13 protein-coding genes and 1 tRNA gene are annotated in these 18,041 nt (G+C 63.0%); 8 read left to right on the forward strand and 6 right to left on the reverse strand.

Annotated features, from left to right (window positions below):
- Positions 1–196: 196 nt before the first annotated feature.
- Complete coding sequence (locus tag VNH11_01145; GenBank protein ID HVA44966.1) at positions 197–874, reverse strand: FHA domain-containing protein; 678 nt, start codon at positions 872–874, stop codon at positions 197–199.
- A gap of 48 nt (positions 875–922) precedes the next feature.
- Between VNH11_01145 and VNH11_01150 the strand changes: the two genes are divergently transcribed.
- From VNH11_01150 to VNH11_01160, 3 genes are all read left to right on the forward strand, one after another.
- Positions 923–996: transfer RNA gene (locus VNH11_01150), tRNA-Arg, on the forward strand.
- A 648-nt stretch (positions 997–1,644) separates the two neighbouring features.
- On the forward strand, positions 1,645–2,106 hold the full coding sequence (locus VNH11_01155) for a hypothetical protein (protein HVA44967.1): 462 nt from the start codon (positions 1,645–1,647) through the stop codon (positions 2,104–2,106).
- Positions 2,107–2,267: 161 nt separating this feature from the next.
- The gene (locus VNH11_01160) at positions 2,268–3,950 is read left to right on the forward strand and encodes a thiamine pyrophosphate-binding protein (protein HVA44968.1); all 1,683 of its coding nucleotides are present in this window, start codon (positions 2,268–2,270) and stop codon (positions 3,948–3,950) included.
- Between the two features lie 69 nt (positions 3,951–4,019).
- Here the strand turns inward: VNH11_01160 and VNH11_01165 are convergent, their stop codons facing one another.
- From VNH11_01165 to VNH11_01180, 4 genes are all read right to left on the reverse strand, one after another.
- Complete coding sequence (locus VNH11_01165) at positions 4,020–4,241, reverse strand: hypothetical protein (protein ID HVA44969.1); 222 nt, start codon at positions 4,239–4,241, stop codon at positions 4,020–4,022.
- Positions 4,242–4,664: 423 nt separating this feature from the next.
- Complete coding sequence (locus VNH11_01170) at positions 4,665–5,528, reverse strand: TIGR00730 family Rossman fold protein (protein HVA44970.1); 864 nt, start codon at positions 5,526–5,528, stop codon at positions 4,665–4,667.
- Positions 5,529–5,544: 16 nt separating this feature from the next.
- Positions 5,545–5,949 carry a hypothetical protein gene (locus VNH11_01175; GenBank protein HVA44971.1) on the reverse strand — a complete coding sequence of 135 codons (405 nt, stop codon included), beginning with the start codon at positions 5,947–5,949 and terminating at the stop codon, positions 5,545–5,547.
- Between the two features lie 2 nt (positions 5,950–5,951).
- Positions 5,952–6,206 (reverse strand): hypothetical protein, encoded by a 255-nt coding sequence (locus VNH11_01180; protein HVA44972.1) that lies wholly within the window; start codon positions 6,204–6,206, stop codon positions 5,952–5,954.
- Positions 6,207–6,286: 80 nt separating this feature from the next.
- On the opposite strand from VNH11_01180, the gene VNH11_01185 reads away from it, so the two are divergent.
- The 5 genes from VNH11_01185 (at position 6,287) to VNH11_01205 (ending at position 16,195) form a co-directional block, all read left to right on the forward strand.
- Complete coding sequence (locus VNH11_01185; protein ID HVA44973.1) at positions 6,287–8,335, forward strand: bifunctional serine/threonine-protein kinase/formylglycine-generating enzyme family protein; 2,049 nt, start codon at positions 6,287–6,289, stop codon at positions 8,333–8,335.
- Positions 8,336–8,509: 174 nt separating this feature from the next.
- Positions 8,510–10,618, forward strand: a complete 2,109-nt coding sequence (locus tag VNH11_01190; GenBank protein HVA44974.1) for a hypothetical protein — start codon at positions 8,510–8,512, stop codon at positions 10,616–10,618.
- A 418-nt stretch (positions 10,619–11,036) separates the two neighbouring features.
- Positions 11,037–12,695 (forward strand): cytochrome c3 family protein, encoded by a 1,659-nt coding sequence (locus tag VNH11_01195; protein ID HVA44975.1) that lies wholly within the window; start codon positions 11,037–11,039, stop codon positions 12,693–12,695.
- Positions 12,696–13,245: 550 nt separating this feature from the next.
- Positions 13,246–14,931, forward strand: a complete 1,686-nt coding sequence (locus VNH11_01200; GenBank protein ID HVA44976.1) for a cytochrome c3 family protein — start codon at positions 13,246–13,248, stop codon at positions 14,929–14,931.
- 52 nt (positions 14,932–14,983) lie between these two features.
- Positions 14,984–16,195: a tetratricopeptide repeat protein gene (locus tag VNH11_01205; GenBank protein ID HVA44977.1), complete on the forward strand. Its 1,212-nt coding sequence runs from the start codon at positions 14,984–14,986 to the stop codon at positions 16,193–16,195.
- A gap of 161 nt (positions 16,196–16,356) precedes the next feature.
- Here VNH11_01205 and VNH11_01210 read toward each other — a convergent pair whose 3' ends face one another.
- On the reverse strand, positions 16,357–17,853 hold the full coding sequence (locus VNH11_01210; GenBank protein ID HVA44978.1) for an arylsulfotransferase family protein: 1,497 nt from the start codon (positions 17,851–17,853) through the stop codon (positions 16,357–16,359).
- Between the last annotated feature and the right edge of the window lie 188 nt (positions 17,854–18,041).

The following is an 18,041-nucleotide window of genomic DNA, read 5'->3' on the forward strand; positions in this document are numbered from 1 at the left end:
GGTTCAGATGAGGGATGAGGGATGAGGGATGCCTTCGCTTACTGAAGCCCCAAGCCCCAAGGCCCAAGGCCCCAAGCCCCAAGGCCAAAGGCCCAAGGCCAAAGGCCCAAGGCCAAAGGCCAAAGGCCAAAGGCCAAAGGCCCAATCCTGAACCCTGAACCCTGAACCCTCGTCGAACCCCGAACCCCCCCGAACCCTAATCCTCCGGTGGTTCCCCAATGCGGCGCAAGTACTCGGCCAACAGTGATTGCAGCTCGAGCAACGCCTGCCAGCGCCGCTCGTCGACCGAAACGCGCCGGCTGCCGCCCTCCGTGCGCACCGATGCCAGCAAGTTGCGGAGCCGCACGTGCAAATACTCCAGCATCTCGGAAAGCTGCGCCGCTTGGCCGGGGCTCATCCGGTCGGGCAGCGACGGTGGCTCGGCGATGCCCAGCGTCGTTTGCAGTCCGGGGTTCTCGCTCCAATTCAACTCGAAATCGAGACTCGCCGCGCGTGGCGAGCCCGCGGCAGAGTCGGGGCTGACGGTGCCGGTGGTGTAAACGTCGCTGCCTCGCATCTTGGCCAGTCGCTCGGCAATCTCTTCGCGCGAACCGAAGAGCAGCACCGACCGCCCGACGCTGATCATGTCGCCCACCCGCAGGATGCGAAGCTGGATGTCTTCGCCGTTGACCTTGGTGCCGTTGGTGCTTTCCAGGTCGGTGAGCACCAGCTTCTCCTGGTCCTCTTGAATCTTGATGTGAAATCGGCTGACGCGCTCGTCGTTCAACTGCACCGAGTTGCCTTCTTCGCGTCCGATGGTCACCGGCGTGGAAAGTTCTTCGAAAACCTTGCCTCGGTCCGCGCCGTCCAACACTCGTAATGTGATCAAGGCCATCTCGCTTGAAGAACCCGCGGCTAAAACGTATCTTGGAACTCTTGCCTCGCGCCCGTGGCGCAACTGGACAGCGCATCGGTCTTCGGAACCGAGGGTTGCAGGTTCGAATCCTGCCGGGCGTAGTTTGAATTTTTCTCCCGACCAGAAGGATTATATCATATCTTAGCACGACGGCTCATTCCAACCACCCGGACCGAAAGCCGGTCGTTTGTTCCGGCGTAGGGTGGGACCAGCGAGCTTGCGAGTGCCTGCCCACCATCGGCGCGAATCCAGTTTTGCTGTTGCGCTTCGCCGGGATGCTTGATGCCCCGTGTGGTGGCTGGGGCAGAAGCTGGGCCGAGATCGGTTCGGCCCTTGCAATACGCACCGCCGGCCCAGCGAAGCCCCGGCGGTGGTGCGACCGGGGCATCGCCGCGACGGAGCGGGTTTGCGCGGAACTGCCCAATCGGCTCGGCTCTGCCCCAGCCACCGCCATTCCGTTTCAGTTTAGGCGTGTGGTTGCTAAAAAAAACGCGCAGGACGGACTATGAAGCCCATCGTTCAGTTAGCCGTCGCCGGAACAGAAACATCATCAGTGAATCGCAAACCCAACTGCGGCAGCGGGTTATGGTTCATCCTGGAAAGCTCTCGGCAAGCAGGATGGGCAATCGACACCAGCCTTCCCGAGGACACCGAATTTCTCGATTGTAGCGGTTATTCGTTCCGATAAAGCCTGCATGGTTTGTGCGATCTTTCCGAATTCGACCGTGACCCTTGCAGGAGTCCCACTGATGAGATTCGCGATTTCGGCGTGCTTCGCCCTCGCGTTGGCGGCCGGCAACACCGGCTGCTGCTTGTTCTGCCACCCGATGTTTCCCTGTCTGCACCGGCATTGCAACAACGAGTGCGGCGATATGGGCTGCCAGCGTGCTCCCATCTTTAACTGGTCGCATTGCTGCGATACTTGCGACCACTGCGGCGACTGGACCGGCCAGAGCATCATCGCCAGAACGGGCGGCAACTCGCCGCAAGGGCAGTACGTCGCCAACGACCGCAGTCGCGCGGTGCGGCCCGCGAGCCGCGTCGTGCCGGGCAGTTACCGCGAAGTGACCACCGTGCCGCCGCCGGGTGACGAGGCCGAAGAGGATATGGTGGACGAAGGACCGGCGCTGGTGGCCGAGGCGCCCCGTGTCCGGCGTGTCCGCTCGAAATCGCGGCCCCGACCACAAGTGCGGATGCAAGAAGATGAATAGCCGCGTTGCTCATGGTGCGGGCGTTTTGCCTGCACCGGGGCAGTCGGGACGCCCGTACCCTCATCGGTACACCTCTCGTCATTCGTCGGCGATCGCGTAAACTAAAAGTCCCTTGTCTGCCTTGACAAGGGACTTTTGTTTTTTAACGATTGAGAAGCATCATGGCCATCAGCGGCGCCCAAGCATTGCTCGACATGCTGTTTGAGTCGGGGGTGCGCTACCTCTTCGGCAATCCCGGCACGACCGAACTGCCCCTGATGGACGCGCTGGTGCTCGATCGACGCATTCAGTATGTGCTTGCCCTGCAAGAGGTTCCGGTCGTCGCCATGGCCGACGGCTATGCCCAGGCATCGCGCACGTTGGGCGTGGCAAACCTGCACATCAGTTGCGGCCTGGGCAACGGCATGGGAATGCTCTACAACGCCTACCGCGCCGGAACGCCGCTGCTGGTCACGGCGGGCCAGCAAGACCGGCGGCTGATGACCTCGGAGCCGATCCTGTGGTCCGACATGGTCTCGGTTGTGCGTCCGTGGACCAAATGGGCGACCGAGGTCGACCGGCTCGACGACCTGCCGAGTTTGCTGCGGCGGGCAATCCAGGCCGCCCTCACGCCGCCGACCGGACCCGTGTTTCTCTCGCTGCCGATCGACTTGCAGATGGAAATGGCCGAGCTCGACGTGGCTGCGGCACCGAGGCTCGACACGCGCGTGCGTCCGCCGGCCGAAGCACTTCGCCGGGCAGCCGAGCTGCTGGCGGAAGCCAAGAATCCGGCCATTCTCTCCGGCAGTCGCGTGGTCGAGGCCGATGCGGTCGGGCAGGTCGTGGCATTGGCTGAGCAACTCGGTGCGCCGGTGTTCACCGAGTCGGGCACGACACACGGCCGCCTGGCCTTCCCCGCCGATCACGCTCTCTATGGCCAGGCCCTGCCGTTGTGGGCGCCCGAGGTGTGCGAGCGGCTGGCCGAATTCGACGTGCTGCTGGTGGTTGGCATGGATCTGCTCCAGCTCTATGTTTACTTCGAGCCCGCCCTGGCGGTGCCGCGGCATGTGCGGCTCATCCACCTCGACCAAGACCCGCGGCAATTGGGCAAGAACTTTCCGACCGAGGTCGGCCTGATCGGCGATCCGCAAGCCGGCCTGACGGAGCTGAGCGAACTGGTGACCTCGCTCATGCCGCCCAAGGCCGTCAGTGCGGCCCGCCGCCGCGGAGAGTCGAGGGAGACGGCCCACCTCGAGCGACGACGGGCCTTGTGGCACCGCGCCGAGCAAGAAGTGGTCCAGCGGCCGCTAACGCCCTTGGGACTGATGTCGAGCCTGGCGCGGATCTTGCCCGAAAATGTGACGGTGGTGGAAGAGGCGATCACCACCACGAACACCTACTTCGAACGACTCGGCGCGCTGCACACCACGTCGGGCTATTTCGCGCACCGTGGGTGGGCGTTGGGCTGGGGGATCGGCTGTGCCCTGGGGGTGAAGCTGGCCTGGCCCGACCGTCCGCTGTTGGCCGTGTTGGGCGAAGGGGCGGCCATGTACGGCATTCAAGGTCTCTGGACGGCGGCCCATTATCGCATTCCGGTGACCTTCGTCGTCGCCAACAATGCCCAATACCACATTCTGAAAGTCGGTTCGCAGCAGCTCCGTTTGCCGGCCGCGATGCGAGGAGAGTTCGAGGCGCTCGATTTGAGCCAACCGGAGATCGACATGGTCGGGCTGGCAAAGTCGCTGGGAGTCGAGGCGCAGCGGGTCGGGGATCCGGATGAGCTTGCCGAGCGCGTGTCCAAATCGCTGGCGGGCGACGTGCCGCGACTGTTCGACGTGCCGATCCAGCGGACCGCGCCGACGTAGTGCTCTGCCCCAGCCACCGCCAAGGTCTCATTCTCGGGCGCGTAAAATATAGCTCAACACATCCAGTGGCTACAAACAACGTTGGATCGCCGCTTTTACTGCGGCAACCAGACCTCTAAGGGCCTTGCGTGGCGATCGGCCACGCCCGTGATGGAGGGCTCGGGGAGATCCCGCGATAAAGTCGATTCTCTGCTCCAGCAATTCAATGGCCGTCAGGGCTCGGGCCGTGTCGGCACCGGTCGCCTCACGGAAGGCGCGCAGGGCTTCGTCCATCTTGCCGTCTTCGAGCATGGCCACCACCGCGTTTTCGAGGCGGTCCGTCGCTGTCAGGTCAGGCTGCGTTTGTGGAGTCTCTGTCGGACGTGGGCGCTGGCCACCGTGGTGTGCCATTGGCGCCCCGCACCGCTGGCAAAAGGCAAAGCCCGGCACATGCTGCTTGCCGCACGACGGGCACTTGTCGGAATGGGAGTTCACGCTTTCGCTCGGTAACGAAGGAGGTCCTCGGCGCCCAGCGATTTTAAGACAGATTCCATTGGAATTACAAGTACCCGTAGCCCGCTTGCTCCGCAAGCGGAACGGCGCGGCGATGCCGTTGACTCGTCAACAGAGAGAGAAATCAAACGCGCTCGCATGCCGCCAGATCGTCGTGGGGAGGGGAATCGAACGAGTTGAACGCCGTTCCGCTTGCGGAGCAAGCGGGCTACGTGGCATTCCTCAAGCCTGGTGGAACCGAGTAATGATGTCCCAGGCCTCTTGCGGCGTCTCGGCGTAGCTGATCAGATCGAGGTGCTCGTCGGCGATCACGCCTTCATCGGCCAAAAAGCGGAAGTCGATCACGCGGTCCCAATAGTCGCGGCCAAACAAGACGACCGGTATTTCCTGCATGCGGTGCGTTTGACGAAGTGTCAGGGCGTCGAACAGCTCGTCGAGCGTGCCGAAGCCGCCTGGAAAAACGATCAGCGCCTTGGCCCGCAACAGGAAGTGCATCTTCCGCATGGCAAAATAATGGAACTGGAAGCAGAGTTCCGGCGTGATGTAGGGATTGGGCACCTGTTCGGCCGGCAATGAAATGTTGAGGCCGACCGATTTGCCGCCCGCTTCCGAGGCACCGCGATTTCCGGCTTCCATGATGCCCGGCCCGCCGCCGGTGACGATCACATAATGGTTCGTTCCTCCCGCTTGGCTCTGCTGCGTGACAAGCCGCGCGAATTCGCGGGCGGCCTCGTAATAATGACATTTGCCCAACAGCCGTTTGGCCCGCTCGACCGAACGGAGCAGACGCGGGTCGTCGGGCGCGGCCGCCAGGGCGATTTCGGCCCTGGCCAGTCGCGCTTCGGCGTGCTGCCGTTCGACCACTTGGGTGCTGCCAAACAACACGATGGTTGAGGCGACCCGGTGCTCTTCCAACAGCAACTCCGGCTTGAGCAGCTCCAACTGCATCCGCACGGGCCGCAGTTCCGGGCGCGTCAAAAAGGCCGCGTCACGCTCCGGCAGAAGATAACTGGCAGAATTAAGGATCGCCTGCAGGCTGGAGTTCAAATCCTTGGACTGCGAAGATTGAAAGGTGGGATCGGCCATGGGTACCTGTTTGCTGTCAACAATCGCAAGACTCCTCAACTGGACGCGGCACTAGGCGCATTGTAGCCGATGCCTCCGGGGCGTCGGTCTTGCGGCGCAGAAAATGGGGAGCCGGTTTTGGGTACGCCTTGCGCCGCGGCGAGGCATGCCCGACGAGTGCCATCGCGGCCAACAGCCCTTGAAGCGTTGCCGCGCAAAGCGGATGAAACGGCACGCCACAAGGCCCCTCGCTGCCGGCTGGCCAAGTCGTCTGTTGCCAGCCGTCGCGCGTGCGGCGCCAGGTCGACGCGCGGGGCGGTGGCTGATCGGGCCGTGCTCCGCCAAAGCAGCAAGCGAGAACGGCCAGGCCGATCGCCGGCGCTGCCAGTATCGCCCACGGCCGCAACGGCGAAGGGCATTGCCGCACCGATACGATTGCCATGTTCACATCTCCCGCGCCTGGTGACCGACGATGGATTCCCAGCAAGGCAACTGGTGCGCCGGCACGGTGACGTTGTTCGGTTTCGCGGGTGACTGCTCGGCGCGCTGCGTTGCACTAACCCGAAGCGCCAGCGGGGTTAAACGCTCGCCGTTTCTCGCGGGCGCCTCGCTCTTTGCGTCGCTTTCGCGCCGGCTGGTTTTGCCGCCCGTTGTTGCCAAAGTGCATCGTTCGCCGGGGCTTGTGTCGAAAAAGAGCAACGATCGACTCACCTCGCTACCGATGGCAGAAATAGCGATAAGCTCTTTCCCTCACCCGCACTTGCCGCCTGGACCAGCCGATGGCGCTCCCGCTTCGCCGCTATCGAAAATCGCTGCTTGCCACCGGGCTGATTTCGCCCGCGGAGCTAGCGGAGTTCGAGCGTGGCTTGCCCCGCGCGAAACGGCCTAAAGCGGCCGAAGAGCTGGCCCGGCTGCTGGTCGAAGCAGGCAAGATCAGCGAATTTCAGGCCGGTGAAATCGGCGCAGGCCGCACGACCGCACTCGTCTTGGGCAATTACGTCGTCCTCGATCGCATCGGGGCGGGTGGCATGGGGCAGGTGTTCAAGGCCTGGCACCGCCGCATGGAGCGGGTGGTCGCGCTGAAGACCCTGCCCGACCAGCGATCGGCAGGAGAGGATTCCGTCGCCCGGTTCCGCCGCGAGGTGCTGTCGGCCGCCCGGCTGTCGCACCCCAATATTGTGGCGGCTTATGATGCCGACTTAGCGCAGGGCATCCACTTTCTGGTCATGGAATACGTCGATGGACCGAATTTGAGCGAGGTGATCCGTCAGCACGGCCCGTTGCCGGTGGCGGATGCGGTGCGCCATGCGCTCGACGCCGCACGCGGGCTGGCCTATGCCCACTCGCAAGGAATCATCCACCGCGACATCAAGCCCTCGAATCTGATCGTCGACCGTTCGGGCATCGTCAAAGTGCTCGACCTAGGTCTGGCCCGCATGCCCGCGCCGACGGCGGGCGCCGAGCTGACCTTGCCCGGCGACGTGGTGGGCACGCTTGAGTACATGGCTCCCGAACAGGCGGCCGGCTCGCGCCAGGTTGACGCTCGCGCCGATATCTACGGCCTAGGGTGTACGCTGTTCCGGTTGATCACCGGCGAATTTCTGTATGCTGGCCGCTCGCCCCAGGAGATCATCGCGGCCCACCGCGATCAGAAGATTCCGTCGCTGCGCAGTTGGCGTGAGGAAGTGCCGAGGTCGCTCGACGGCATCTTCAAAAAGCTGGTCGCCAAAGACCCCAGCCAGCGCCCGCAAAGCATGGAGGAAGTGATCGCTGCATTCGAGCGGTTGCGTTTCGTCGAAAGGCGTTTCGTTGCGTCGCCCCTCGGGGGACGCCTGAGCGACCGATTGACGCCGGGGCGCAGTGAAAGCGGCGACGACCTGGAGTTGGCGCCGACATTCACAGGCGACGCTCCGGGTGCCGCGGCGGTCGCCGTTCGCCCGCTTGCGCCCGCCGGCTCGCGGGCAAGTAAATCGTACACACCGGCAAGTACCGCGAGCGTTTCTCCCAGGACAGCGATCGTGACGCTTGCCGGCGCATTGACGCTGATCGCAGGCCTTTCGTGGCTCGAATCGGGGCGTGAGCCGGGTCCGCAAACTCATCCCGACAGCAAGGAAAGCATCTACCAAGCCGCACAAGCGGAGGCGTGTCAGTGGTCGGAGTCGCTGGGCGTGCCGCGGCGAATGACCAACACGCTGGGCATGCAATTCATTCTGATTCCACTGTCGCATGGTCCCGATGAATCGGTGCCTGCCGTCCGCACTCCGTTTTATCTGAGCGTTTACGAGTTGACGGCCGGCCAGGTTCACCAGTTCCTGGCTGCCCGCGGTTACGCGACCTCCGCTGCCCGCGGCTGGGAAGGCGACCGGCATCCGGCAACAGCGCTCACGGCTTCCGACGCCGAAGCTTTTTGCCGATGGCTTAGCGATCGCGAGCGGGCCAGTTATCGGTTGCCGACCGAGGCCGAATGGTCGCACGCCTGCGCGGCGGGTACGGCGACGCGATATTGGTTCGACGGAAACGAAAGTCTCGATCGGTATGCCTGGTACGAGGCGAATGCCGCCGGCCGCACGCACCAGGTCGGGCTGCTGGAAGCGAATCCGTTCGGCCTTCATGATATTTTTGGAAACGCGGCCGAATGGTGTCTGAGCGGGAACGGGCCGCGCAGGCGCCATGTATTATGCGGAGGTTCTTGGTTGTCGTCGGTGGCGCAGTTGGCGCCGGGCACGATCGAGACTGCTGGCGTGCCTGGCGGCGGTCTTGGGGGCGTTCGGCTGGTGCTCGATTTACCGTCGGAGGCCCGCTGGCTTGGTAGCCCGCTCACTCCGTGAGCGGAACGGCGTTCCAATTCGTTCGTTTGCCCTCCCAACTGACGGTCCAACGGCGCAGCCGCGCCCGTCCGCTAGCGGAGCAAGCGGGCTACCGAGACCGGCCTACGCTTTCCTTGCCCCCAGCGTCGCCCGGACCTATGCTGCCCTTTGGGGCCGTTCCCCAGGAGAAGTGCCATGTCGATCCCTCTACGTCCGCGATCCATTCGTCGTCCGCTGGCGGTGGCCGCCTCGCTGGCCGCCGTTGTTTCGCTTTTTTCCCCTGCCCGTGCGGAGGATGCCATGTCGCAAGCCAAGGTCCCGCTGAAACGCATCGTGCTCTTCAATTCGGGCGTCGGCTTCTTCGAGCGCGGGGCCGAGATCGAAGGCGATGCCCAGGTCGAGCTGAAGTTCAACGTCGAAAGCATCAACGACCTGCTGAAAAGCATGGTGCTCGAAGACCTCGGCGGCGGGCGAATCTCGACCGTCACCTACGGCTCGCAAGATCCGATCACCAAGACGCTCAAGACGTTCGCCATCGACCTGACCGGCAATCCGACTTTGGCCCAGCTCCTCGACCAGGTCCGCGGCGAACAGGTCGAGATCGACGCGCCGAATAAGGTGGCAGGAACCGTTTTGGGCGTCGAAACGCGCAAGCAAAAGGTGGGCGACGACGTAGTGGAGGTCGACATGCTCAACTTGCTCACCGACGACGGCCTACGCAGCGTCAAGCTGGAGTCGGTGGGCCGCATCAAGCTGGCCAACGACAAGCTCGACGCCGAACTGCGTCAGGCGCTGGCCGTGCTCGCGCTGGGGCACGACAACGACAAGAAATCGGTCACGCTGCAGTTTCTGGGCGACGGCAAGCGGCCGGTCCGCGTGGGATACATCCGGGAAGCGCCGATCTGGAAGACGAGTTACCGACTCGTGCTCTCCGAAAAAGAGCCGCCGTTCTTGCAAGGTTGGGCGATTGTCGAAAACACCACTGAGGAGGACTGGGAGAAAGTGTCGCTGACGCTGGTCAGCGGCCGGCCAATCTCGTTTGTGATGGACCTTTATCAGCCGCTTTACGTGCCGCGGCCCGTGGTTGAGCCGGAGCTGTTCGCCTCGTTACGGCCGCAAACGTATGGGCGGGATCTGGCGGCGGGCGAAGCGGAGTTCGCCGAGAAAGCCAAGGGAGAACAACGCTTGAAAAGATATAAGGCAGTCGCGGCTGAGGATGCGGCGCCCGCGACCCCGATGGCAGCGGGCCTGTTTGCTGGCCAGCGTCTTGCGCGCGGGGAGGCTGGTGCTGACAAAGCCGCTATGGCCATCAACCACGGCGTCGAGTCACTGGCGGCGGCCGGCAAGGTCGGCGAGCTGTTTCAATACGCCATCGATACGCCCGTGACGCTCGCGCGACAGAAGTCGGCGATGCTGCCGATCGTCAACGAAGCGGTCAAGGGCGACAAGGTCTCGATCTACAACGAGGCCGTCGAGGCCAAGCATCCGCTCAACGGCTGGCGCTTGAAGAACACGACCGAACTGCACCTCATGCAAGGACCGATCACCGTCTTCGACGACGGCGCCTATGCCGGCGACGCGCAGATCGAAGACCTGCCGCCGGGCAGCGAGCGCCTGCTGAGTTACGCGCTCGATCTCGAAACCGAGGTCGCCTTCGAAACGCAGCAACCACCCCAACAACTTGTCCGCTGCCGAGTGGTCAAAGGCGTCTTGCACACCACAAGCAAGCTCGAACGTCATCGCGACTACACCGTGAAGAACTCCGGAAAACACGCGAAAAAGGTGCTGATCGAATACGCGCTGGAGGGAGGTTGGACGCTGGTCAAGCCCAAGGAGCCGTCCGAAACGACGCGCGATCGCTACCGCTTTGCGCTCCACGCCGGGCCCGGAAAACCGGTCAAGTTGCAGGTGGCCGAGGAGATGGCCGTCTCGCAGCAGATCGCTTTGACCAATCTCGACGACAACACCATCCGTTTTTACATGAACGCCAAAGTCACCGGCGACAAGGTCAAAGAAGCACTGGCCGAGGTCATCCGTCGCAAACAGGGGCTTTCGGAGTTGGCGAACAAGAAGCGGCAGCTCGAACAGCAGATCGCGGCCATCGACCAGGAGCAGAACCGCATCCGTCAGAACATGCAGCAGTTGGAGCGCAATTCGGATCTTTACCGCCGTTATGTGAAGAAGTTCACCGACCAGGAAGACGAAGTCGAAAAACTTCGCGCGCTCATCAACTCGCTGGCCGACGAGCTTGCCCAGCGGCAGACGGAATTGGACACGTATCTCGGCGAACTCAATCTCGACTGAAATGCCCGACCTCTCCAAGCGCGTGTAAGGTGGGTCTTAGTTACGTGGAAAGCGAGATTGGTTATATTGAAAAGCATCCAGAGGGCGTTCTCTGGGCTGCCCAAGCTCAAATCTCAGAATTGCCGTCATGCCGTTAATCACCATCTTGATGCGAGGTGTGGCGTCGCGCCGAGTTGGCGGTTGGTGCGCGGCGCTGTTCTGCGTGGCAGCCGGCCTGACGGCCCGTTGGTGGCTGCCGTCGGACCGTCCGCCTCCAGGAAAAGAAGATTCGGCCCGAAAAGAAGATTCGGCGTCTTCAGCTCCGGCCCTTCACGGTTTGCCGAAAATGGTGACGGACGATGGATACGTTTCGTCCTCTTCCTGTCAATCTTGTCATCCGCAGCAGCATGCCAGTTGGCACAAGACCTATCACCGCCGGATGACGCAACCCGCCAGCGTCGACGCCGTCTTGGCGCCGTTCAACGGCGAGGAGTTTTCGCTGGGCCACTGGACGTTGCGAATGACGCGCCGCGACGGCCAGTTTTGGGTCGAAAAGCGGCTGGCAACCGAGGAGACTCCGCCGACGGAAACACGCCGCATCGTCATGACCACGGGTTCTCATCACATGCAGGGCTATTGGTTGTGCCGAGACGGAAACCATCTTCTCGATCAGCTCCCGCTGATGTGGCTGCTCGAAGATGACGGTCCTGGCCGCTGGGTGCCACGTGCGGACTGCTTCTTGAGCCCGCCCGGCGACCTGCGCGGCGAGCCCCTCGGTCCAACGTCCATGAACGCGACCTGGAACACGAATTGTGTTGCTTGCCACAGCGTCAATGGCGTGCCTGGAATCGCTCCCAACCCTGGTATCGCCGATCTCGCCGATACGAGGGTTGCCGAATTGGGCATCGCCTGTGAAGCGTGTCATGGTCCGGGACAAGCCCATATCGCAGCCTACCAAGAGAGATCGGGCAAGCGGCCCGGTGCGGGAAATAACGCGGTTGACGCCGCGATCATCAATCCGAAACGGCTGAAGCCCGAACGCTCCGCCCAGGTCTGCGGCCAATGCCACGCGATGAAAAGGCTCGCCAACTCGCAATTCTATGAAGATTGGTTGCTCTTTGGCCCCGCTTATCGACCTGGAGGCGATTTAAGCGAGAAGCAATTGACGATCTCGCCCTCTTACATGTCCATCGAGGAATTGAAGGCGATGTTGAACAAGCGGCCGGCGTTTATCGAATCGAACTTCTGGCCCGATGGCATGGTGCGCGTCGCGCGCGAGTACAACGGGCTCATCGAATCGGCCTGCTATCAGCGAGGCGGCATGACGTGCCTGGACTGTCACTCGATGCACGACAGCGATCCCAACGACCAGTTGGGCGCCGGCATGGACAGCAACGAAGCCTGCTACCGCTGCCATTCGTCGTACCGCCAACAGATCGAGACGCACAGCCATCACCCGGCCAATTCGAGTGGCAGCCTATGCTACAACTGTCATATGCCGCACACCACCTACACCTTATTGAAGGGCATTCGCAGCCACCAGATTAGCAGCCCGAATATGGCTGCGGCACTCGCTACCGGCCGTCCCAACGCCTGCAATCTTTGTCACCTCGATCAAACGCTGGCCTGGAGCGCGGAGACACTTTCCGAGTGGTATGGCCACAAACCGGTTCAATTCGATGCAGACCAGCAGGGCGTTTCGGCGGCCATTTTGTGGATGTTGCGAGGCGATGCCGTACAGCGGGCCCTCGTGGCGTGGTCTTGCGGATGGCCGCCGGCGCGCCACGCTTCCGGCGAGGACTGGCTGCCGCCGTTCTTGGCGTGGCTGTTGGAGGATCCCTACTCGGCTGTCCGGCTGATTGCCGCCCGCTCGTTAAAAAAGCTGGGCGATCATCTCAGCTACGATTTTTTGGCGCCGCCGGAGGCGCGCAGGGCCGCGCGGCGCGAAGCGGTTGAGCGCTGGCAGCGGCGGGCGGCCGGCTCCCATCGAGATTTTCCACCACGCCTGCTCCTGGACCAGCAGGGACGCTTGCGTGAAGACGAAGCCGAATGGCTTCTCCGCGCGCGCGACGATCACCCGCTCTACATCACCGAGTAGCGGTGCCGCGCTCACGCACATGACGCTGCTTCGCGCGGCCGAGAGTACCAGGCCAAGCTCTGCCCCAGCCACCGCTTTTGCTTGGGAGAAAATGTCTCATTCTCGCCCTCTTGAATCCCCTTTGGTCTCGGCTTACATTGCAAGCAGGAAGCAGTTTCGCCTGATTGCACCTCGCGCCGCGTTCGCCCTGGCCGGCGGCTGGTAGGTCGGGGTGGCGGCGCCCAATCTCAGAATTGCCGTCATGCGATTAACCACCATCTTGATGCAAGGTTTGTCGTTGCGCCGAGTTGGCGGGTGGTGCGCGGCACTGTTCTGCGTGGCAGCCGGCCTGACGGCCAGTTGGTGGCTGTCGTGGGACCGTCCGCCTCCAGGAAAAGAAGATTCGGCCCGAAAAGAAGATTCGGCCCGAAAAGAAGTTTCGGTGCCTTCATCTAGGTCCCTTAACGGTTTGCCGAAAGCAGTCACGGACGATGGATACGTTTCGTCCTTGGCCTGTCAATCTTGTCATCCGCGGCAGCATGCCAGTTGGCACAAGACCTATCATCGCCGGATGACGCAACCCGCCAACGTCGACTCCGTCTTGGCGCCGTTCAACGGCGAAGAGTTTTCGCTGGGCGACTGGACGTTGCGAATGACGCGCCGCGACGACCAGTTTTGGGTCGAAAAGCGGCCCGTTTCCTTGGCCACGGAGGAGACTGGGCCGACGGACGAAACGGGGCCGACGGAAACACGCCGCATCGTCATGACAACGGGTTCGCACCACATGCAGGGCTATTGGGTGTGCCGGGACGGAAGCAATCTTCTCGATCAGCTCCCCCTGATGTGGCTGCTCGAAGAGGACGGTCAGGGCCGCTGGGTGCCGCGTGCCGACTGCTTTTTGAGCCCGCCCGGCGACCCGCCCGGCGCGCCCCTCGGTCCGACGTCCTGGAACACGACCTGGAACATGAATTGTGTTGCTTGCCACAGCGTCAACGGCGTGCCTGGAATCGATTTCCACACTCGTATCGCCGATATCGCCGATACGAGGGTTGCCGAATTGGGCATCGCCTGCGAAGCGTGTCATGGTCCGGGACAAGCCCATATCGCAGCCTATCAAGACCGATCGGGCCAGCGGCCCGGTGCGGGAAACAACGCGGCTGACGCCGCGATCGTCAATCCTAAACGCCTGAAGCCCGACCGCTCCGCTCAGGTCTGCGGCCAATGCCACGGGATGGTCAAGTTCGCCAACTCGCAACTCTATCAAGATTGGTTCCTGTTTGGCCCCGATTATCGGCCGGGAGGCGATTTAAGCGAGAAGCTCGTGACGATCTCGCCCTCGTACATGCCCGTCGAGGAATTGAAGGCGATGTTGAACGATCAGCCGGCGTTGATCGAATCGAACTTCTGGCCCGATGGCATGGTGCGCGTCGCGCGCGAGTACAACGGGCTCGTCGAATCGGCCTGCTATCAGCGAGGCGGCATGACGTGCCTGGACTGTCATTCGATGCACGACAGCGGTCCCAACGACCAGTTGGGGGCCGGCATGGACGGCAACGAAGCCTGCTACCGCTGCCATTCGTCGTATCGCCAACAGATCGAGACACACAGCCATCACCTGGCCAATTCGACTGGCAGCCTGTGCTACAACTGTCACATGCCGCACACCACCTACACCTTGTTGAAGGGCATCCGCAGCCACCAGATCAGCAGCCCGAATATGGCAGCGGCACTCGCGACCGGCCGTCCCAACGCCTGCAATCTTTGTCACCTCGATCAAACGCTGGCCTGGAGCGCGGAGACGCTTTCCGAGTGGTATGGCCAGAAACCGGTTGAATTCGATGCAGACCAGCAGGGCATTTCGGCGGCCATTTTGTGGATGTTGCGCGGCGATGCCGTGCAGCGGGCGCTTGTGGCGTGGTCTTGCGGATGGCCCGCGGCGCGCGACGCTTCCGGCGAGGACTGGCTGCCGCCGTTCTTGGCTTGGCTGTTGGACGATCCCTACTCGGCGGTCCGGCTGATTGCCGCCCGCTCGTTGAAAAAGCTGGGCGATCATCTCGATTACGATTTTTGGGCGCCGGCGGCGGCGCGAATCGCCGCGCGGCGCGAAGCGGTTGAGCGCTGGCAGCGGCGGGCGGCCGACTCCCGTCGCGATTTTCCACCCCGCCTGCTCCTGGACCGGGAGGGACGTTTGCGTGACAACGAAGTCCAGCGGCTCATCCGCACGCGCGACGATCACCCGCTGTACATCACCGAGTAGCTGGGCGAACGGCCCTCTTGAATCCCCTGTGGTCTCGGCTTACATTGAAAGCATGAAACTGACTCGCCTGATTGCTCCCTGTGCCGCGCTCGCCCTGGCCGGCGGATGGTATGTCGGGGTTGGTGCGCCGGACCGGCGCTTCGAGACCGCGCTGCGCTCCTTGCGGGCCAGCGACGTGGAACAGGTCAACTACCAGCTTTTGGCAATCGAGCCGAGCGTCGGGTTGCAAGCTCAGGCTTCGCTGCTGCGTGGCTGGTTGATGCTGATGTCGAAGGACCGCGACGACTTCCTACGCACCGACGCCGCGATCGAGGAGCTCAGCGACGCCGTCGAGGACGACGATAAAGACCGCGCCTTGGCGTTGGCGCTGCTGGGCCGCGCCCGTTACGAAAATCGCCAGTTGCGCGAGGCATTAAACCTGCTGGAACGATCGTTGGAGCTCGATCCGCACGAGGTCGAGGCGCACCGCTGGGTGGGAGTCGTGTTGTACGAGCTCGGCTTATACTTGCCCGCCATACCTCACCTCGAGGAGGTAGCCCTCCGCGAACCGTCGAACGGCCGGCTGCATCGACTGCTGGGAATCATCCATCGGGAGCGCGGGGAAGTGCTCGGCGATGCCTTCGCCTTTGGTGCCGCCGTGGAAGCCTATCAAGAATCGCTGCGGCGCGATCCGTCCCCCCCCGACGCGCAAGACGTACGCCTCGAATTGGCGCGCTGTTTTTTTTACCGCAACGAGTGGGATGAAGCGCTGGACGCGCTGCGTCCCTGTGCCGACACTCCCGATTGCCTGACCCTGCGGGCCGAGTGCTATTATTCAAAAGGAGAACTCGCGCGGGCCGTGGAGTACGTCGATCGCGCGCTCGAGCAGGCTCCGGACAACTCCCACGCGCTCTCGGTCAAGGCCACGCTGGCCATGGCCAAGCGGGATGTGCCTCAGGCCGCGGCTCTTTTGGAGCGGGCGGTCGATGCGGAGCCGGCCGACTACAACCTTCGTTATCGGCTCGTGCAGGCCTATCACCATTTGGGCAAGGAGGAGTTGGCCGCCCGGCACGCCGACGAGATGGAAACGCTCTTGAAGCTGCTGGAGGAGCAAAGCGAGCTGACCCGCCGAGCGCTCACCGAGACCGATGCGGCGATGCGTTTCCGGCTGGCCGAGTTGTCGGAGCGGCTCGACGATCACGAAATGGCGAAAAGTTGGCGCAAGGCGGCGGAGTTGCTCGTTTCGCCCACGCAGCGCCCAGGGCTTCAACCCCCGGCCCCGTAGCGCTAGCCCGGATTGTAGCGATAGCCCGGATTCCAGGGCACGCTGCGCGCACACCAACCCGAAGCGCAAGCGAGGTAAGTTCGTTGCCCGGCCTCGCTTGCGCTTCGGGTTAGTGTGGGGCCATGAATAATCCGGGCCAGCAAAAAGCCCTGGCAAAGCGCTCACGGCCGCGGAGGTCGGTCCGAGAGAAACGGGACTTCGCGGCTGCCATACCGCCTGGCCGTGGTGATGCAGTCGCTCACCCGCGTCGACCAAACGACGTTCTTCTCGCGAGTCACCTCGAAAATTTCGAAACCCTCCGAGTTGACGATCAACGTGTTTCCGTTGGGCAAGCGTTGACACATGCCTCGTTCGCTGGAATAAAACGGGTCTGCCGGCGGCCCGGCGTAAGACCAGGGAAAGGCCTGGGTTTGCGGGTCGTATTCCAGCACCCGCGAGCCGTTGGCCGCGCCCAGGTTGTCAAACAGCAGCAAGTGGCCGTTGGGCAGGAAGTGCGCGTCGTGCTGGGCATACCACGGCCCGCGGGCCGCCCAGACCACTTTGCCCGAGGCGGGATCGATCACCGCCAGCACGGCCAGGTCGCGTATCGAAAGCAGCAGTTGCCCGGCCTCGAACAGCGGAAATTGGGCCGCTACATCGCGGCCCAGCACTCGCACGCTGTTGGTGTGCAGAGGATCGCCCACCATGAACTGGTATTCGATCTTGGGTATGCTCGCGCCGAACGGCGGCGTGTGGCGCCGTACCGGCAATTGCACCGACTCCAGAAGATCGGCATAGGGCGTGTCCAGGAACGCCTCCAGCACCGAGATTGGCTCTCGCAACGGCTTTCCCTCGGGCGAGAGCACCACCAGGTCGTCGACGTCGCAAGGGGTGGCAATCCTTTCCAGCCCCTTCGGCAGGTCGTACACAGACTTTTGTTCGATGGCATAAATGGTGCCGTCGTCGGCGACTTCCACGTCGTGATGGGTGGGGCCGGCGTAGGACCACAAGACGTTCGAATCTTTGTCCAACTTGGCCAGGCCGCAGCCGATCGGCGAGTGCCTGCCGTGAAACACCACCAGCAAGTCGCCATTGGGGTAGAGGTGGCAGGCGTAAAAGCAAAACAGCAAATCGGGCACACGGGTGTTGAGATGCGTCGGGCTGGGCCAAACGCGGCTGAAGGGCACCGCCCAGCGGTGGACGACTTCGCCTCGCATATCGATCAGCATGGCCTGAGTGCTGGTCTGCTTGGAACCGAGACAGGCGTAAAGCGTGAATCCGTCGTAGGTCTCCGCCGGTCGGTCGATCGACGCTCGGGCGACCGGGCCGGCTCCGGTCACGGGCGGCGGCGGCGGCGCTCGGCCGCCCTCGTGCCAAGCGCTGGCGCCGATCAGCGCCCGGGCCACGAACCCGGAAGTCGGAAGCTGAAAAAACATCACCACGGCGCCCGCCAAGTAGCTCAGCCAGACCAGGCCGAGAACCGATAAACAAGCGGGGGACAGAAACTTTCGGCTCAACACAAGTCGTCGTCGGTTGTCGTTCGCGAGTAGGTTATATCCCAGTTTTGTACCGCCGTCGTAGGGTGGGGCAAGCGAGCTTGCGAGCGCCGGCCCACCGTGATGGACGTCGCTTTGGCGGTGGCTGGGGCAGAGCTTGGCCAGATCGTTAAGGCAAAACATCGTCAACCCATGCAAAAGGCCAAGTTTTCACCGGCCCAGGAGCAACCAGCCGAAACCCGCGGCCTCCCTCTTGAGTTCGCCCCCCGCGCGCGCTAGGATAGACTTTGCGCGGCCGATAACGAGGCGTTACATCCGCGAAAAGACGTCGTGGCTGGGGCAGAGCCTACGCGATGCCCCGGGGAGCCATG

The sequence above is a fragment of the Pirellulales bacterium genome, from assembly GCA_035533075.1.
Taxonomy (GTDB): Bacteria; Planctomycetota; Planctomycetia; order Pirellulales; family JAICIG01; genus DASSFG01.